Source organism: Streptomyces tamarix (genome assembly GCF_032423885.1).
GTDB lineage: Bacteria > Actinomycetota > Actinomycetes > Streptomycetales > Streptomycetaceae > Streptomyces > Streptomyces tamarix.
In genome coordinates this window covers 60,196-74,349 of sequence record NZ_JAWCTQ010000040.1, presented here as the reverse complement: position 1 = coordinate 74,349, position 14,154 = coordinate 60,196, and the positions used below count along the sequence as shown (strand labels likewise).

The following is a 14,154-nucleotide window of genomic DNA, read 5'->3' as shown; positions in this document are numbered from 1 at the left end:
GCGGGCGGTTCCCCGGCACCCGCCCGCCGGGGTCGGCGTGCGCCGGGACGCGTCGTCCGGGGCGTGGTGTGCGCCGGGGTGGGCGTCGTCGGGGGTGTGGCGCCCGTCAGGGTCGGCGTCGTCCGGCCGTACGCCGACGTGGTCCTGCTCCCGGCGGAGCATCGCGCGGTCCCGCATCCCGAGGCCCTCCGTGCGGTCGGCGGGCAACTGGAGCCGCCCGGCCCGGTCGGGCATCGCGTACGCGCGGGCCACCGCCTCCTCCTCGCCCGTGGCCGCGTCGACCCCCGTGCGGCGCGGGATCTTCCGTGGACGTGCGGCCGTCGCGGAGGGCGGCCGTGCGGCGGACCTCGCGGGCGACCGCCCGGCCGTGGGCGACGATCACGACGGTCGTGCCCAGCTCGCCGTCGGCCCGCCGGAACGCCGCGAACACGCGTGGGCGGGCCCACGGCCCGGGAACGCCCGGCGCCGGTGCCCGAGGAGGCCGAACAGCACCACCGAAGCGGCCGACGGCCGCCGTCACGCGCCCGTCCGCCCAGCGTGCGCCGCGGGCGCCGTCCGGGCGGGTCAGCGGGTGACCCAGCCCCGCTCGTAGGCGTGCCAGCCCAGTTGGAGCCGGGTCGTCACGCCCGCCAGCTCCATCAGCCCCCTCACCCGCCGCTGCACGGTCCGCAGACCCAGGTCGAGCTGCTTCGCCACGCTCGCGTCCGTCATGCCCGCCAGCAACAGCGACAGGACCTCCAGGTCCGTCGCGTCCGGCCCCGGCGCCCGCTCCTCCGCCGGAACGCCGTCCACCGCGCCGAGCCGCAGCGGCACCGCGTCCCGCCACACCGCCTCGAAGAGCCCCGCCAGCGACTCCAGCAGCCCGCTCGCGTGCACCACCAGCGCCGCCGGCTCCGCGCCCCGGCCCGTCAGCGGCACCATCGCCAGCGACCGGTCCGCGACGACCAGCTTCGTCGGCACCCGGTCCACCACCCGCACCCGCTCGCCCCGGCGCAGCGCCGACGTCAGCTCCGCCACCCCCTCCGGCTGTTCCAGCACCTCCCGCTCCACCACGACCCGGTACGCCACGCCCCGCTCCGCGGCGCGCTCCTCCGCGTCGTTCTCCGGGCCCGTCACCACCACCGGCCGGCCCGTCACCAGGGCGCACACCTCCTCCGCCGCGCCGAGCTGGAGCTGCCGGAACCGGTGCGCCACCGCGCTCGCCCCGGTCACCACCTCCACCAGGTCGTGCACCGCCGGCTGGGCCGCCGCCTCCGCCCGGTACTCCTCCGCGAGCACCACCGCCGCCAGCTCGGCCTGCTCCAGTTCGTGCCGCTGCTGCGTCAGCAGCGCGCCCAGCGCCACCGCCGGAGGCGCCGCCACCCACCGGTCCGTGCGGTACGAGGACTGCGCGGCCAGGCCCTGCGCCTCCAGTCGCCGCAGCGTCCGCTCCGTCTCCCGCTCCGGCAGCGCCAACCGGTGCGCCAGGTCCGCGACCTCCGCCGCGCCCAGCGCCACCAGCGCCCGGTACGCGGCTTCCTGACGCTCGTCGAGCCCAATCGCGCTCAGCACCCGGACCCATCCTCCCCTCGGCCGTGGCGGGAAACGGCCACGGCGCAAACCCGCCGCGCCCATCATCCCCACACCACCCGCCACTCTGCCAAGGTGACGCCACCGCCGCACCAGCGGCCTCTCGGCCACTCGACCGTGGTCCGCGCCGTGGCGTCGTGCCGCACGACTCTGCGCGCGGCGCGCGCGGCCACGCGGCCCGCCGGGCTCCCTCCTTTATTGGGGAAGGAGGGCGCGCCCGGCGGGCCCTCCGGGGTGTCCCCGCCGGAGTTCCGTGCCCGGGGCGCCTCCGCCGAGGACAATGAAGGCCATGAACCCACAGGGGGACGAGCCCTCCGCCGACGACTGGTGGGAGCGGCTGTACGGCGATCCGGCCGCGGAGGCGGCCCCGGCCGCGACGGGCGACACCCTCGACGACCGCTACGCCTCCGCCTCCAGCACCCTCACCCCACCCCCCGCGCTCCCCGCGCCCCCGCCGCCCCGACGCGCCCCGTCCGATGCGCCCCCGTGCGCCCCCGCTCCCCGGGAGGCCCGCCCCACCCCGGGCCCCCGCACCGCCCCCGGCGGTCCCCGCCCGGCCCGCCCCGCGCCGGGCGGGCCGGCCCCCGACGGCCGCCCCGCCGGGCCCCGTCCGCCGCACGCCCGCGGCGGGGCGCCCGCGTACGACCCCGAGCCGACCGCCCTGCCCCCGGTCCGTCCCGGAGGGCCCGCCGACCCGGTCCCCGACACGGTGCTGGACGGCGCCCGCTACGGCACGTTCACGCTGCGCGCCGCCTCCACGCGCGGCGACGCGGCCCGGTCCCGCGGCGAGCCGCGCCGGGACGCCCTGCTCACCGCCCGGTTCGGCGCGGGGGAGGGCCTGCTGGTGATGGTGGCCGTCGCCACCGGTGCCCGGGCCGGCGCCGAGGACGCGCACCGCGCCGCAGGGGACGCCTGCCGCCGGCTCGGGGAGGCCGTGGGCCGCCACCACGAGCGGCTCGCCCGGGACATCGCCGCCGGCCGCCGCGAGGACCTCGGACCGGGGCTGCGCCGGCTCACCGACCACGCGTACGGCGGGCTCCGCGCCCGCGCCGCCGGACGGGGCGCCGGCCCCGGCACGCACCCCGCCGGCCTGCACTGCCTGCTGCTGGGCGGCACCCCCGGCCACCGTACGCGGATCTTCTTCGGCACCGGCGCGGGCGGCCTGTTCCGGTTGCGCGGCGGCGTCTGGCAGGACCTGGCGCCGCCGCCCGCCGTGCCGTTCCGCTTCCGGGCCTCCGTCGCCCGCCCGGGTGACACCCTGTTGCTCGCCGGCGGCGGCCTCGCCGAGCCCCTGCGCCACGAGCCCGCCCTCGCCCGGGAACTGGCCGCGCGCTGGGCGTCCGCGGACGCGCCGCCCGGGCTCGCCGCGTTCCTCACCGACACCCGACTGGGGGCGGAGGGGTACGCCGATGACCGTACGGCGGTGGCCCTCTGGGAGGCGTAACCGCGCGGGCCGTGCGTGGATGGACCCATGGCCAGACAGAACGTGGCGGAGCAGTTCGTCGACACCCTCGTCCGCGCCGGCGTCCAGAGGCTGTACGGGGTCGTCGGCGACAGCCTCAACCCGGTCGTGGACGCCGTCCGGCGCACCCGCGGCATCGAATGGATCCAGGTACGGCACGAGGAGAGCGCCGCGTTCGCGGCCGGGGCCGAGGCGCAGGTGTCCGGGCGGCTCGCCGCCTGCGCCGGGTCGTGCGGCCCCGGCAACCTCCACCTCATCAACGGCCTGTACGACGCGCACCGCTCCATGGCCCCGGTCCTCGCGCTCGCCTCCCACATCCCCTCCAGCGAGATCGGCCTCGGCTACTTCCAGGAGACCCATCCGGACCAGCTGTTCCAGCGGTGCAGCCACTACTGCGAAATGATCTCCAACCCGAAGCAGGTGCCCCGGCTGCTGCGCACCGCGGTCCAGCACGCCGTCGGGCGCGGCGGGGTGAGCGTGGTCGTCCTGCCCGGTGACGTCGCCGCCGAGCCCGCCCCCGAGAAGACCACCGCCCACGACCTGGTCACCACCCGCCCCACCGTGCGCCCCGGCGACGCCGAGATCGACGCGCTGGCCCGCATGGTCGACGCGGCCGACCGGATCACCCTGTTCTGCGGCAGCGGCACGGCCGGCGCCCACGCCGAGGTCATGGAGTTCGCCGAACGCGTCAAGGCCCCGGTCGGCCACGCCCTGCGCGGCAAGGAGTTCATCCAGTACGACAACCCCTTCGACGTCGGCATGAGCGGGTTGCTGGGGTACGGAGCCGCCTACGAGGCCACCCACGAGTGCGACCTGCTGATCCTGCTCGGCACGGACTTCCCGTACAGCGCCTTCCTCCCCGACGACGTGCGGATCGTCCAGGTCGACGTGCGGCCCGAGCGACTCGGGCGGCGCTCCCGGCTGGACCTCGCCGTGTGGGGCGACGTCCGTGAGACCCTGCGCTGCCTCGTGCCCCGCGTCCGCCCCAAGACGGACCGGCGGTTCCTCGACAAGATGCTGAAGAAGCACGCGGAGGCGCTGGAGGGCGTCGTCCGGGCGTACACCCGCAAGGTGGAGAAGCACACCCCGCTGCACCCCGAGTACGTGGCGTCCGTCCTCGACGGGCTCGCCGACGACGACGCGATCTTCACCGTCGACACCGGGATGTGCAACGTCTGGGCGGCCCGCTACCTCACCCCCAACGGGCGGCGCCGGATCATCGGCTCGTTCAGCCACGGCTCGATGGCCAACGCCCTGCCGCAGGCCATCGGCGCCCAGTTCACCCACCCCGGCCGCCAGGTCGTGACGCTGTCGGGCGACGGCGGCTTCTCCATGCTGATGGGCGACTTCCTCACCCTCGTCCAGTACGACCTGCCGGTGAAGGTGGTCCTGTTCAACAACTCCTCGCTCGGCATGGTCGAACTGGAGATGATGGTCTCCGGGCTGCCCTCGCACGGCACCACCAACCACAACCCGGACTTCGCCGCGCTCGCCCGTGCCGCCGGCGCCTACGGGGTGCGGGTGGAGAAGCCGAAACAGCTCGCGGGCGCCCTCAAGGACGCGTTCCGGCACCGGGGCCCGGCCCTGGTGGACGTGGTGACGGACCCGAACGCGCTGTCCATCCCGCCCAAGATCCGCGCCGAGATGGTGACCGGGTTCGCGCTCTCCGCCAGCAAGATCGTGCTGGAGGGCGGGGTGGGCCGGATGCTCCAGATGGCCCGTTCCAACGTGCGGAACATCCCGCGACCTTGACACCCCGCCGTGCCCCACTGCTCCCCTCCGTGCGCCCGCCGTCGGTGCTCCGGACGCGTGACACCACCGGTGCGGGGGCATGGATCCCGTGTGCCTGTTCGATGTGAGGGCCGATGACGTGGGTGGGGGCTATGAGTGGGCGTCAGGCAGGGGTCGGACCCATGGTGGACGGGCGGGACCAGGGCATACCCGGTGCGGTGTGGCTGCGCCGGCGGGTCCGGGCGGGCGACCTGACCGCGGTCGCCGGGATCAGGGCCGCGCTGCGGGAGTTATGGGGCCACCGGGTCGCCGAGGACCCGGCGCACGCGGCGGAGCTGCTCACCAGTGAGCTCGTGACCAACGCGCTGGTCCACACGGCGCACGGCGCGGTCGTCACCGCGACGCTCGCCGGCGACGTGCTGCGGGTGGAGGTCCGGGACTTCGCTCCCGAGCCCCCCGACCCGTACGTGCCCGTGTCGGACGACGGCACGCACGGCAGGGGGCTGCTCCTCGTGCAGGCGCTCGCCGACGCGTGGGGGGTGCGGGCGCAGGGCGTCGGCAAGTCCGTGTGGTTCGAACTGACCGGGGTGAAACCGGTCGGCTGACACGCCGGTGGGCCCGCCGCTCCGCGCGGCGGGCCCACCGGCGTGCCGGGGCGGAACCTCAGCCGAACTGTTGCTCCAGGCTCTTGAGCTTCCGCTCCAGGGAGTCCAGCCGGGGGAGCGCCTGGGTGTCGTCCTCCGCCGTCAGGTCGACGGTGTGCGGCTCAGCCCCCTTCACGGCCTGCAGGGAGGGCCGGGAGCGGTGCGGCGGCTGTCCCGGCTCGGCTATGGCGGGCTCCGCCGCGGAGGCGCCCACGGCGGCCGGCGCGGAGCCCGGCGAGGCGATCGGGCCCGGTACGTCGACCCGGCGCCCGCCCCGCCCGGCCCCCCAGGCCCGGTGCTGCCGGTTGAAGGCGCGCAGCCGCGCCCGGTCCAGCTTCCGCTGCTCGCGCCGCCGGCGGCGGTCCGACTCCTTCTCGCGCCGGTCCTCCCGCACCTCCTCGACGGCCTCGTCCAGGGTCCGTACGCCCTCCAGGAGCATCAGCGACCAGGCGGCGAAGGTCTCGCGGGGCGCCCGCAGCCAGCGGACGATCCGGATCTGCGGCAGCGGGCGGGGGACCAGGCCCTGCTCGCGGAGGGCCGCCCGGCGGGTCTGCTTGAGCGCCCGGTCGAACAGCACGGCCGCCGACAGGGACATCCCCGCGAAGAACTGCGGGGCGCCGTCGTGGCCCAGGCCGCGCGGCGCGTGCACCCAGTTGAACCAGGCGGCGGCCCCGGCGAACAGCCAGACCAGCAGCCGGGAGCCGAGCGCCGCGTCGCCGTGGCTGGCCTCGCGCACGGCGAGCACCGAGCAGAACATGGCGGCGCCGTCGAGGCCGAACGGCACCAGGTACTCCCAGCCGCCCGACAGGTTCAGGTTCTGCCGGCCGAAGCCGACCAGGCCGTGGAAGGAGAGTGCGGCGGCGACGGCCGCGCAGCAGAAGAGGAGCAGGTAGGAGGCGATGCCGTAGACGGCCTCCTTCCGTCGGCGGCGTTCCTCGCCGCGCTCCCAGGAGTCCTCGGCCGCGGCCTTCTCCCCGGCGCGCCTGCCGCGCGCGAGCACCGCCACCGCCGCGGCGGCTCCGACGAGCACCACACCGCCCGGGAGCAGCCAGTCCAGCGATATGTCGGTCAGTCTCATGGGGTGTCCCTCGTATCGCAGTGGGGCGTTTGGTGCGCCATCCTGGCCGAACGGTGGGGTGCGGCAGGGGGTTTCGGGGCAAGAGCACGCCATCGGGGCCCCGGGTGCCGCGAACGGACGCCGTGCGATCGAACGACGGTACGAAGAACGTATCGGGGGTTCGAATGAGGCCACTCGGACGGGTGGTGTGGGACGCGCCACGGACGGGCGCCGGATCGGGGCGATCGGTGTGATGCTGGTACCCGAGGCGGCCACTTCCGGGGCCGCGGGGCACCGAGGGCGGAGGACATGGGCAGTCAGCGGATCACCGTGCTCGGCGAGTGCGTCGCCGACGCCTTCGCCGATCCCGGCCGCGCGGCCGGGCCCGACGCCCTGTCGCTGCGCGTCCTGCCCGGCGGCGGCCCCGCCAACACCGCCGTCGCCCTCGCCCGGCTCGGCACGCCCGCCCGGTTCCTCGGGCGGCTCTCCGGCGACGTGTTCGGCAGGCTGTTCCGGGACCGCCTGCTGGCCTCCGGCGTGGACCTGACGGGCTGTGTGGAGGCGGCCGAACCGAGCACCCTGGCGGTCGCGGACGTGGACGTCCACGGCCACGCCTCGTACGCGTTCTTCGCGGAGGGCGCCGCCGACTGGCAGTGGACCGCCGCCGAACTGGCCGCCGCGCCCCTGGACGGCACGGTCTGCCTGCACACCGGCTCCCTCGCCCTGGTCCGGGAGCCGGGTGGCCGTCGCGTCGAGGAGTTCCTCGCCTCGGTGCGGGAGCGGGCCACCGTCTGCGTCGACCCCAACGTCCGCCCGCTGCTGGTGCCCCCGGCCGCGTACCGCGAGCGGATCGACCGCTGGTGCGCGCTCGCCGACGTCCTGCGCCTCAGCGAGGACGACCTCGCCCGGCTGCTGCCGGGCGTCGCCCCGGAGGACGCCTGCGACCGATGGCACGCCGCGGGCGCCCGGCTCGTCGTCGTCACCCTCGGCGCGCGCGGGGCGCTCGCCTCGCTGGACGGCGCCCGCGTCACGGTCCCGGCCCCGCCCGCGGAGGTCGTCGACACGGTCGGCGCGGGCGACTCCTTCACGGCGGGCCTCCTGCACGCCCTGGCCGGCCTGGGCCGCCTGGGCGGACGCCTCGACGGGCTGACCCTGGACGAGACCGCCGCGAGTTGCGCGTACGCCGCCCTGGTCGCCGCCCGCACCTGCGCGGTCCCCGGCGCCGACCCGCCCTGGGCGGCGGACCTCCCCCGGCCGCCGGGCCGCCTGCCGTGACGCCGGGCCGCCTGCCCCGACCGGCCGTCAGCCCGCCGTCGACGTCAGCCTGCCGTCGACGTCAGCCTGCGGACGCGGTCCGCGTCGCAGGTGCGGGGGCAGGTGACGCAGGTGTCCTCGGGGCGGAGGGTGTAGAAGAGGCAGCAGCTCGCCCGGTCGCGGGTGGGCAGCGACCGGCCGTCGGGCGCCGTCAGCGCGCGGAACCCGGCCGGACCCACGTACGGCTTCGCCGTCCCCGGCAGCAGCAGCTCCAGCTCGGCCAGGGCGCGCGGCTCCTCGCCGAGCAGGCCCGCGACGTACCAGACGCCCTCGACGACCTCGTCCGTCGCCATGCCCCACAGCGCCCGCCCCCGGCGCCGCATGCGCGGGCCGAACCCCTCCAGCACGGGGGCGATGTGCTCGGCGACCGCCGCCCGCACCTCGGCCCGCAGCGCCTCCTCGTCGGGAACGACCCGGGCGCCGGGCAGGGCGGCGGCCGGGTCGCCCGGCAGGCACGCGAACTCCCGTACCCGCACGGCCATCCGGCCCAGCGTCCGCTGGAACGCCACGTCGGCGACCGGCACCCGCGGCACCCGGCGGTGCAGGAACCACGGCACCGTCACCAACAGGCAGGCGGGCCAGGCGTACCGGTGGAGGCCGAAGCTCGCGACGACGTCCGGGCGGGCCGGCACGCCGTAGTCGCGCAGCACCTGCGCCTCGTCCCAGGCGAGGAACGCGTCGAGCGCGGGGCCGCCGGCCGCCAGCTCGTCCGCGCGGACCCAGCCGTCGCCGCGCGGCGACGGCTCGCCCTCCGCGAGCTCGTGCACGCGCAGGCCGGGGAAGACCTCGGAGAGACGGGCGTACGAGGCCGCGACGGGCGACGCGGGAGCGGAGGGCAGCAGTGCGGAGAGAGACATGCAGGACCACCGAATCGCGATCGTTTGCAGGTTAGCCTTACCTTAGCCGATCTGATCGATGTGTACCCCCCCGCCCCGTCCGCCTATCGTGCACACAGGGCCCCCGCACCAGCGAGCCGGGCCCTTGCGCACAGCGGCAGGAGGACCCGAGTGGAGCAGGGCAGGGCCCGGGACGCGGCGGAGCGGCCGGAGCGGCGCCCGCACGCCGCCCACCGCGTCCCCGGACAGGTCCGCGGCGCGCACGACCACGGCGAACCGCCGCCGCCCGGCACGCCCCGGTCGGTCCGGCGGCACTCCGTGCGCGGCCAGGTCCTCGACGCGCTGCGCGCCGCGCTCGTCGGCGGCGACCTCGTCCCCGGCCGGGTGTACTCCGCCCCCGCCCTGGGCCTGCGCCTCGGCGTCTCCGCGACCCCCGTGCGGGAGGCGATGCAGCAGCTGGCCGTCGAGGGCGCCGTCGAGGTCGTCCCGAACCGTGGCTTCCGCGTCGTCGAGCGCACCCCGCGCGAACTCGCCGAACTGGCCGAGGTCCGCGCCCTCATCGAGGTCCCGGTCATGCTGCGCCTCGCCCGTACCGTCCCCGCCGAGCGGTGGGCGGAGCTGCGCCCCCTGGCCGAGGCCACCGCGGTCGCCGCCGCGCACGGCGACCTCGCCACCTACGGGGAGGCCGACCGCGCCTTCCACCGCGCCCTGCTCCGCCTCGCCGGCAACGAGCAGCTGGTCGCCGTCGCCGACGAGCTGCACCGCCGCTCGCAGTGGCCCCTCGTCAGCCCGCCCGTCACCCGCCGCGCCGACCTCGTCGCGGACGCCGCGGAGCACGGCGCGCTCCTCGACGCGCTGGCCGCCGGGGACCTGACGGTCGTCCAGTCGCTGGTCAGTGAGCACTTCACGGGCGCCCGGGGCTGACGGGCGGCGGAGAGGGACGGCAGTGCGCGCCACGGTATGGACGGTCGCCAACGCGCTCGGCGTGGTCGCCGGCACCCCCGGCGAGCTGCTCACCGCCCTGCTGGACGCCCCGCGCCGCCCCGACCGCGTCGTCCTGCCCGCCGACACGCCCGGCGTCCGCGAACTGGCGGCCGAGCTGCGCGTCCTGGGCCACGTCGAGGTCGCCCTCGAAGAACCCGCGCCGCCCCGGCCCGCCGCCCCGCGGGGCCGCCCGCGCCTGTCCGACCCGCGCGCGGTCTGCGCCGCCGACCCCGTACGGGTGACCCGCGCGTACGAGGACGGGCCCGGCGCGCACGGAGGGCTGCGCACCGCGTGGCTGCGGGCCGGCCAGGCGCTCGTACGGGACGGCCAGACCCCCGCCGACCGGGCCCTGGCCCTGCTGGCCGCCCTGCCCGGGGACGCCGCGGCGGCCCTGCGGGCCGAGTTGGCCGCCCTCGCCGCGGGCGCGCCCTGGACGGTGGCCGACGTCCGGGAGGGCCGGGTGACGGCGCTGACCGTGTGCGGCGGGCGGCCGGTCGAGAGCGGCGATCCGCGCACCAGGGCGGTGGCCTGCCTGGGGGACGGCACGCGGCTGACCCTCGACGAGCGGGGCCGGCTGCGCACGCCGGCGGCGCCCGCGCCGCGCCTGGTGGAGGCGGTGGCGGCGACCCTCGCGACCCACCCGGCCACCGCGCTCGCGGCCGTCGGCGACACGGTCCTCACCGGGGACCGGATGGGCTCCGCACACGCCTTCAGCCTCTCCGGGCTGCGCCAGGCGGCGCTCCACTCCGGCCGGGTCACCGCCCTCGCGGCGACCGCGGGGCCCCTCGCCTACAGTGGTGGCGCCGACGGCACCGTACGCGCCTGGCGGCCCGACGGGGCCGCGGGCGACGCTCCGGTGGTGGCCCGGCGCCCGCACCCGGTGGCCGCCCTGCACGCGCGGGGCACGGCCTTGGCGGTCGCCTGGGCGGACGGGCTGGTGGAGCTCCGCGACCTGGAGGCGCGCGCCGCGCGCCCGTTCCGGCCGGGGCCGGCCGTGCGGGCGGTCGCGGTGCTCCCCGACGGTTCCCTGGCGGTCGGCACGGACACCGCGTGCGTACGGCTCCGGCCCGCGTGACGGTCCGCAGCGACGCCCCGGTGTGACGGTCCGGTGCGACGGACCAGTGCGACGCCCCGGTGCGACGGTCCGGTGGGACGCGCCGGGGCGCTGCCGCTCAGCTCTCCCGCGCCCGGCGGGTCCGCGAACGGTTCTCCTTGCGCAGCGCCTCCACCAGCTCCGCCTTCGACATGTGCGACCGGCCCTCGACGCCCAGCCGCTTCGCCATGTCGTACAGGTGCTGCTTCGAGGCGTTCTCGTCGACGCCTTCGCCGCTGCGGGCCGGCTCGCCGCGCGGGGCCGCGGCGCGCGGGTCGGAGGGGCCCTTGCGGCCCCCTTCCTTCCGCTCCCAGTGGTCGCCCACCTTCTCGTGCGTGTGCTTCAGCGCGCTGAAGGCGACCCGGTGGGCCCGCTCCCCCTCGCCGTACTGCTCGACGGCCGAGTCGTGGGCCTTGATCCAGGTCCGTTGGGCGTCCTCCGCGGACCGCTCCAGCGTCGAGGGCAACTCCTCACGCCCTGGCATGCAGATCACCTCCGGGGATCCCCTGGGACGGACGCCGGACGTGTGCCCCCGCCGCCGTCCCCGAAACGCGCCGTGCCCCGACCGGCCGCCGCCCCGGTGCCCGAGCCGCCGCCCCGGTGCGGGACGCCACCGGCCGCGCCCCCGCGCCCCTGCCCGGGAACCCGCCACCGCGCTCGGCCGGGGGCCAAGGGGCCCGCGGGCCGGGGGCGGGCGCCGGTCAGGGCGCGGGCACCGCCGCGACCAGGCGGCCCGCACCCGGGAAGAGAAGCCGGTCGAGGGGCCGGTGGCCCCAGTCCTCGGCGCGGTGGAAGCAGACGTCGCTGGGGAACGGGGCGCCCCGCAGGTCCGCCGCGTGCGTGCCGGCCGGCAGGTCCGCGAGCGCGGCCGTCAGGGGGTCGCCGGAGCCCGCGAACTCCTCGACGGGCACCGGGCGGGTCCAGGGCTCGCCCGTGTTCGGGAAGAAGGAGCGCGTGGCGTCCCGCACGGCGCGCGCGAAGTCACCGGTCGCCGCCGCCTCGCGCGCGTACCGGGCGACGGTCAGCAGCAGGTGCGGCAGCGACTCGGCGAGCACGGTCACCTCCGGGTCCTCGCGCAGTTCGGCCGGACCGGCCGGCACCGACACGACGTACCCCCAGGTGCCGCTCTCCGCGTCGACACGCACCTGTACGAGGGCGCCCCGGCGCGCGTGCCGGGCGAGCGCCACCGGCCAGTACGCCCCGTCGCCGCCCATCATGCGGTGCGCCTCCGGGTCGACCGCGTGCTCGGGCGCGCCCGGTAGGAGCCGCAGCGGCGGCATGCCGTCCACGGCCACGGCGCCGATCTCCCGGAGCACGGTCCGGACGTCCTCCGGCACGGGCACCGGCCAGGCGTCCATGGCGGCGTCCGCGCAGCCCGGTCCCAGTACCACCCGGTCCGGGAACGCGGCGGCGAGCGCGCGCAGTTCCGCGACGGCCCGCGCCGGGGCGTTCGCCGGGACGCGGTGCCGGGTGACGGGACGGTCGAGGAAGTCGCCGCTGACGTCGCTGCGCACCAGCAGCGCCCGGCCGTCACCGGCGAGCCGCAGGACGGTCTCGCTGCCGCCGGTGTCGGCGGTGCCGTGGTCCAGCGAGTAGTACGGCTCCCAGCGGACCGCGCAGGGGTGGCCGGGCGGGGTGCGCAGGTCCACCAGGTCGGTGAGGGAGTCGCCGCGCCCGACGAGCGCGGCCAGTTCGGGGTCGCCGCCCTCCGCGACGGCGACGGTGGGGACGGCGGGGACGGAGACGGCCGGCGCCGGGCGGTCGTCGAGGTCCTCGGCGCCGCCGCCGAGCAGCTCCGCCACGGCGAGCAGCCAGTCGGTGAACGTCGGTGCCTCGATCGTCAGTTCGTGGTCGTCGAGCCGCTGGAGGAGGGAGACGACCGGGCCCCAGTCGGCCCGCCCCTCCGCGTCCCCTGCGCCTTCCGCGCCTTTTGCGTCTTCCGCGTCCTCCGCGCCCTCTACGTCCCCCGAGGCGCTGCCGCTGCCGACACCGACGTACAGCGTGCCCTCCCCGTGCGACAGGGCGCCCAGCTCCCACAGGCCGTCGTGGCGCGCGGGACCCGGCCCGAACCGGTACGGCACGCCGCCGACGGTGATGCCGCCGGTCTCGCGGAGCACGGTCCGGACGGCCTCCGGCACCGGCGCGGGCCAGCCGTCGAGCACGGCGTCGGCGAAGCCGCCGAGGAGGGCGATGTCGTCCGGCCGGCGGGCGGCCAGGGACCGCAGCGCCGCGACCGCCTCCACCGCCCGCTCCCGCGCGCGCGTGTGCCCGGTGTCCGTCATGTCCGCCCCCCGTGTGGTGCCGTCGCCGTACCGTCCGCGCGATGATCCACGCGGCGGCCCGGCGTGTCCAGCCGGGACCGGCCGGGGACCGCCGGGGTCAGACCGCCGGGTGCGGCGCCAGGTGCGCGGCGAGCCACGTCGGTACGCCGCCCAGGAGGTGGAACAGCCGCCGCGCCTCCGCCCGCAGGCGGCTCGCCTCCGGCTCGGGCTCGGCGTCCGCGAGCGCGGCCAGCGCCGGGGCCGTGCCCACCAGGTAGCCCAGTTCCTCGCGCAGCCGCAGCGACTCCGCGAACCCGTGCCGGGCCTCGGCGAGTTCGCCCTCGCGCAGCGCGAGTCCGGCCAGGTGGCGCCAGGTGAACGACATCAGGAGCGTGTCGCCCTGCGCGGTCGCCGCCGCGTGGGCCCGCCGGTACGCGGCGCGGGCGGCCTGCGGCGCGTCCGCGAGGTACTGGGAGAGCAGCCCGCGCCGGAAGTCCAGCAGCGCGCGCCCCGGCGAGGACGGCCCGAGCAGCGCCGCCGCCCGGCCGAGCGCCGCCCGCGCCTCGTCCGCCCGGTCGCGTACGCCGTGCAGCGTCGCCGCGTACGCCAGGTAGCCGCGCTCGCAGGCGGCTGCGCCGCGGTCGTCGTCGGCCTGGGCCACGGCCTCGGCGGCGCGCAGCGCGTCCTCGGCCTCCGCCCACCCCGTCTCCGTGTAGAGGCACCGCTCGATCAGCAGCGCGGCCCGCTGCACCGCGACGGGCGGGTCGTCGGCGCCGGGGGCGAGCAGGGCGGCCGCGTCGGTCCAGCAGGCGCGGGAGCGCAGCCGCCATACCGCGGTCTGGAGAGGATCGTCACCTTCGGTCGTTCCGGAACCAGACATGGCGGTATGCGCCACATTGCCCTCCCCGAGCGCACCGTTGGGCTGTTGAGTCCGGACGCATCACAGCACGGAAACGCACACCCGGCCAAGGGGTCGAGTGAATTGATTCACAATCACCTGCCGGCGGGGTCGCGGGGCGCGCCGCCGCCCGGGGGCGGCAGCGCCAGGTGATCGCCACCGTCGAGGGGGCGGGAACCCGTGGGTGGCGGCGGGTGACGTTCCGTCGAAAAGGTGAACCCCTGCGTGGCCGCCGCGGCTGACGGCGGCCGGCGGGGCGCGGGAGACGCGGCGACCACCGGGCCCCGCCCCGCGGCGCGCCGCCC

Annotated in this window: 12 protein-coding genes and 1 pseudogene; 6 read left to right on the top strand and 7 right to left on the bottom strand. The window is 77.5% G+C overall.

Annotated features, from left to right (window positions below):
* Nucleotides 1-114 precede the first annotated feature (114 nt).
* Both RND61_RS25550 and RND61_RS25545 read right to left on the bottom strand, forming a co-directional pair.
* Nucleotides 115-433 (bottom strand): annotated as a pseudogene (locus RND61_RS25550) (ABC transporter ATP-binding protein); the annotation flags it as partial.
* A gap of 131 nt (nt 434-564) precedes the next feature.
* Nucleotides 565-1,551, bottom strand: coding sequence for a helix-turn-helix domain-containing protein (locus RND61_RS25545; RefSeq protein ID WP_315880443.1), 987 nt, complete (start codon nt 1,549-1,551; stop codon nt 565-567).
* Nucleotides 1,552-1,858: 307 nt separating this feature from the next.
* On the opposite strand from RND61_RS25545, the gene RND61_RS25540 reads away from it, so the two are divergent.
* The 3 genes from RND61_RS25540 to RND61_RS25530 all read left to right on the top strand — a co-directional run bounded on the left by RND61_RS25540 (nt 1,859) and on the right by RND61_RS25530 (nt 5,367).
* Nucleotides 1,859-3,013: a protein phosphatase 2C domain-containing protein gene (locus RND61_RS25540; protein WP_315880442.1), complete on the top strand. Its 1,155-nt coding sequence runs from the start codon at nt 1,859-1,861 to the stop codon at nt 3,011-3,013.
* Between the two features lie 27 nt (nt 3,014-3,040).
* A complete protein-coding gene (locus tag RND61_RS25535) occupies nt 3,041-4,783 on the top strand; it encodes a pyruvate dehydrogenase (protein ID WP_315880441.1) in 1,743 nt (580 codons plus the stop codon).
* Between the two features lie 161 nt (nt 4,784-4,944).
* On the top strand, nt 4,945-5,367 hold the full coding sequence (locus RND61_RS25530) for an ATP-binding protein (RefSeq protein WP_315880440.1): 423 nt from the start codon (nt 4,945-4,947) through the stop codon (nt 5,365-5,367).
* Nucleotides 5,368-5,425: 58 nt separating this feature from the next.
* On the opposite strand, the gene RND61_RS25525 is transcribed toward RND61_RS25530, so the two are convergent.
* Complete coding sequence (locus RND61_RS25525; protein WP_315880439.1) at nt 5,426-6,484, bottom strand: DUF2637 domain-containing protein; 1,059 nt, start codon at nt 6,482-6,484, stop codon at nt 5,426-5,428.
* A 288-nt stretch (nt 6,485-6,772) separates the two neighbouring features.
* On the opposite strand from RND61_RS25525, the gene RND61_RS25520 reads away from it, so the two are divergent.
* On the top strand, nt 6,773-7,738 hold the full coding sequence (locus tag RND61_RS25520) for a carbohydrate kinase family protein (protein WP_315880438.1): 966 nt from the start codon (nt 6,773-6,775) through the stop codon (nt 7,736-7,738).
* Nucleotides 7,739-7,782: 44 nt separating this feature from the next.
* Here the strand turns inward: RND61_RS25520 and RND61_RS25515 are convergent, their stop codons facing one another.
* Nucleotides 7,783-8,634 (bottom strand): (2Fe-2S)-binding protein, encoded by an 852-nt coding sequence (locus tag RND61_RS25515; protein ID WP_315880437.1) that lies wholly within the window; start codon nt 8,632-8,634, stop codon nt 7,783-7,785.
* A gap of 150 nt (nt 8,635-8,784) precedes the next feature.
* On the opposite strand from RND61_RS25515, the gene RND61_RS25510 reads away from it, so the two are divergent.
* Complete coding sequence (locus tag RND61_RS25510; RefSeq protein ID WP_315880436.1) at nt 8,785-9,537, top strand: GntR family transcriptional regulator; 753 nt, start codon at nt 8,785-8,787, stop codon at nt 9,535-9,537.
* A 22-nt stretch (nt 9,538-9,559) separates the two neighbouring features.
* A complete protein-coding gene (locus tag RND61_RS25505; protein WP_315880435.1) occupies nt 9,560-10,672 on the top strand; it encodes a hypothetical protein in 1,113 nt (370 codons plus the stop codon).
* Nucleotides 10,673-10,769: 97 nt separating this feature from the next.
* Here the strand turns inward: RND61_RS25505 and RND61_RS25500 are convergent, their stop codons facing one another.
* The 3 genes from RND61_RS25500 to RND61_RS25490 all read right to left on the bottom strand — a co-directional run bounded on the left by RND61_RS25500 (nt 10,770) and on the right by RND61_RS25490 (nt 13,831).
* A complete protein-coding gene (locus tag RND61_RS25500; protein WP_315880434.1) occupies nt 10,770-11,174 on the bottom strand; it encodes a ChaB family protein in 405 nt (134 codons plus the stop codon).
* 217 nt (nt 11,175-11,391) lie between these two features.
* Complete coding sequence (locus RND61_RS25495; protein ID WP_315880433.1) at nt 11,392-12,972, bottom strand: hypothetical protein; 1,581 nt, start codon at nt 12,970-12,972, stop codon at nt 11,392-11,394.
* Nucleotides 12,973-13,069: 97 nt separating this feature from the next.
* Entirely contained in the window at nt 13,070-13,831 is a 762-nt protein-coding gene (locus RND61_RS25490; RefSeq protein ID WP_315880432.1) for a hypothetical protein, read from the bottom strand.
* Nucleotides 13,832-14,154: the final 323 nt, after the last annotated feature.

What these genes read in the sequence shown, in the direction of transcription:
- RND61_RS25540 (WP_315880442.1), top strand. Translation starts at nt 1,859, where the DNA reads ATGAACCCACAGGGGGACGAGCCCTCCGCCGACGACTGGTGGGAGCGG.
- RND61_RS25535 (WP_315880441.1), top strand. Translation starts at nt 3,041, where the DNA reads ATGGCCAGACAGAACGTGGCGGAGCAGTTCGTCGACACCCTCGTCCGC.
- RND61_RS25530 (WP_315880440.1), top strand. Translation starts at nt 4,945, where the DNA reads ATGGTGGACGGGCGGGACCAGGGCATACCCGGTGCGGTGTGGCTGCGC.
- RND61_RS25525 (WP_315880439.1), bottom strand. Translation starts at nt 6,484, where the DNA reads ATGAGACTGACCGACATATCGCTGGACTGGCTGCTCCCGGGCGGTGTG.
- RND61_RS25520 (WP_315880438.1), top strand. Translation starts at nt 6,773, where the DNA reads ATGGGCAGTCAGCGGATCACCGTGCTCGGCGAGTGCGTCGCCGACGCC.
- RND61_RS25515 (WP_315880437.1), bottom strand. Translation starts at nt 8,634, where the DNA reads ATGTCTCTCTCCGCACTGCTGCCCTCCGCTCCCGCGTCGCCCGTCGCG.
- RND61_RS25500 (WP_315880434.1), bottom strand. Translation starts at nt 11,174, where the DNA reads ATGCCAGGGCGTGAGGAGTTGCCCTCGACGCTGGAGCGGTCCGCGGAG.
- RND61_RS25495 (WP_315880433.1), bottom strand. Translation starts at nt 12,972, where the DNA reads ATGACGGACACCGGGCACACGCGCGCGCGGGAGCGGGCGGTGGAGGCG.
- RND61_RS25490 (WP_315880432.1), bottom strand. Translation starts at nt 13,831, where the DNA reads ATGTCTGGTTCCGGAACGACCGAAGGTGACGATCCTCTCCAGACCGCG.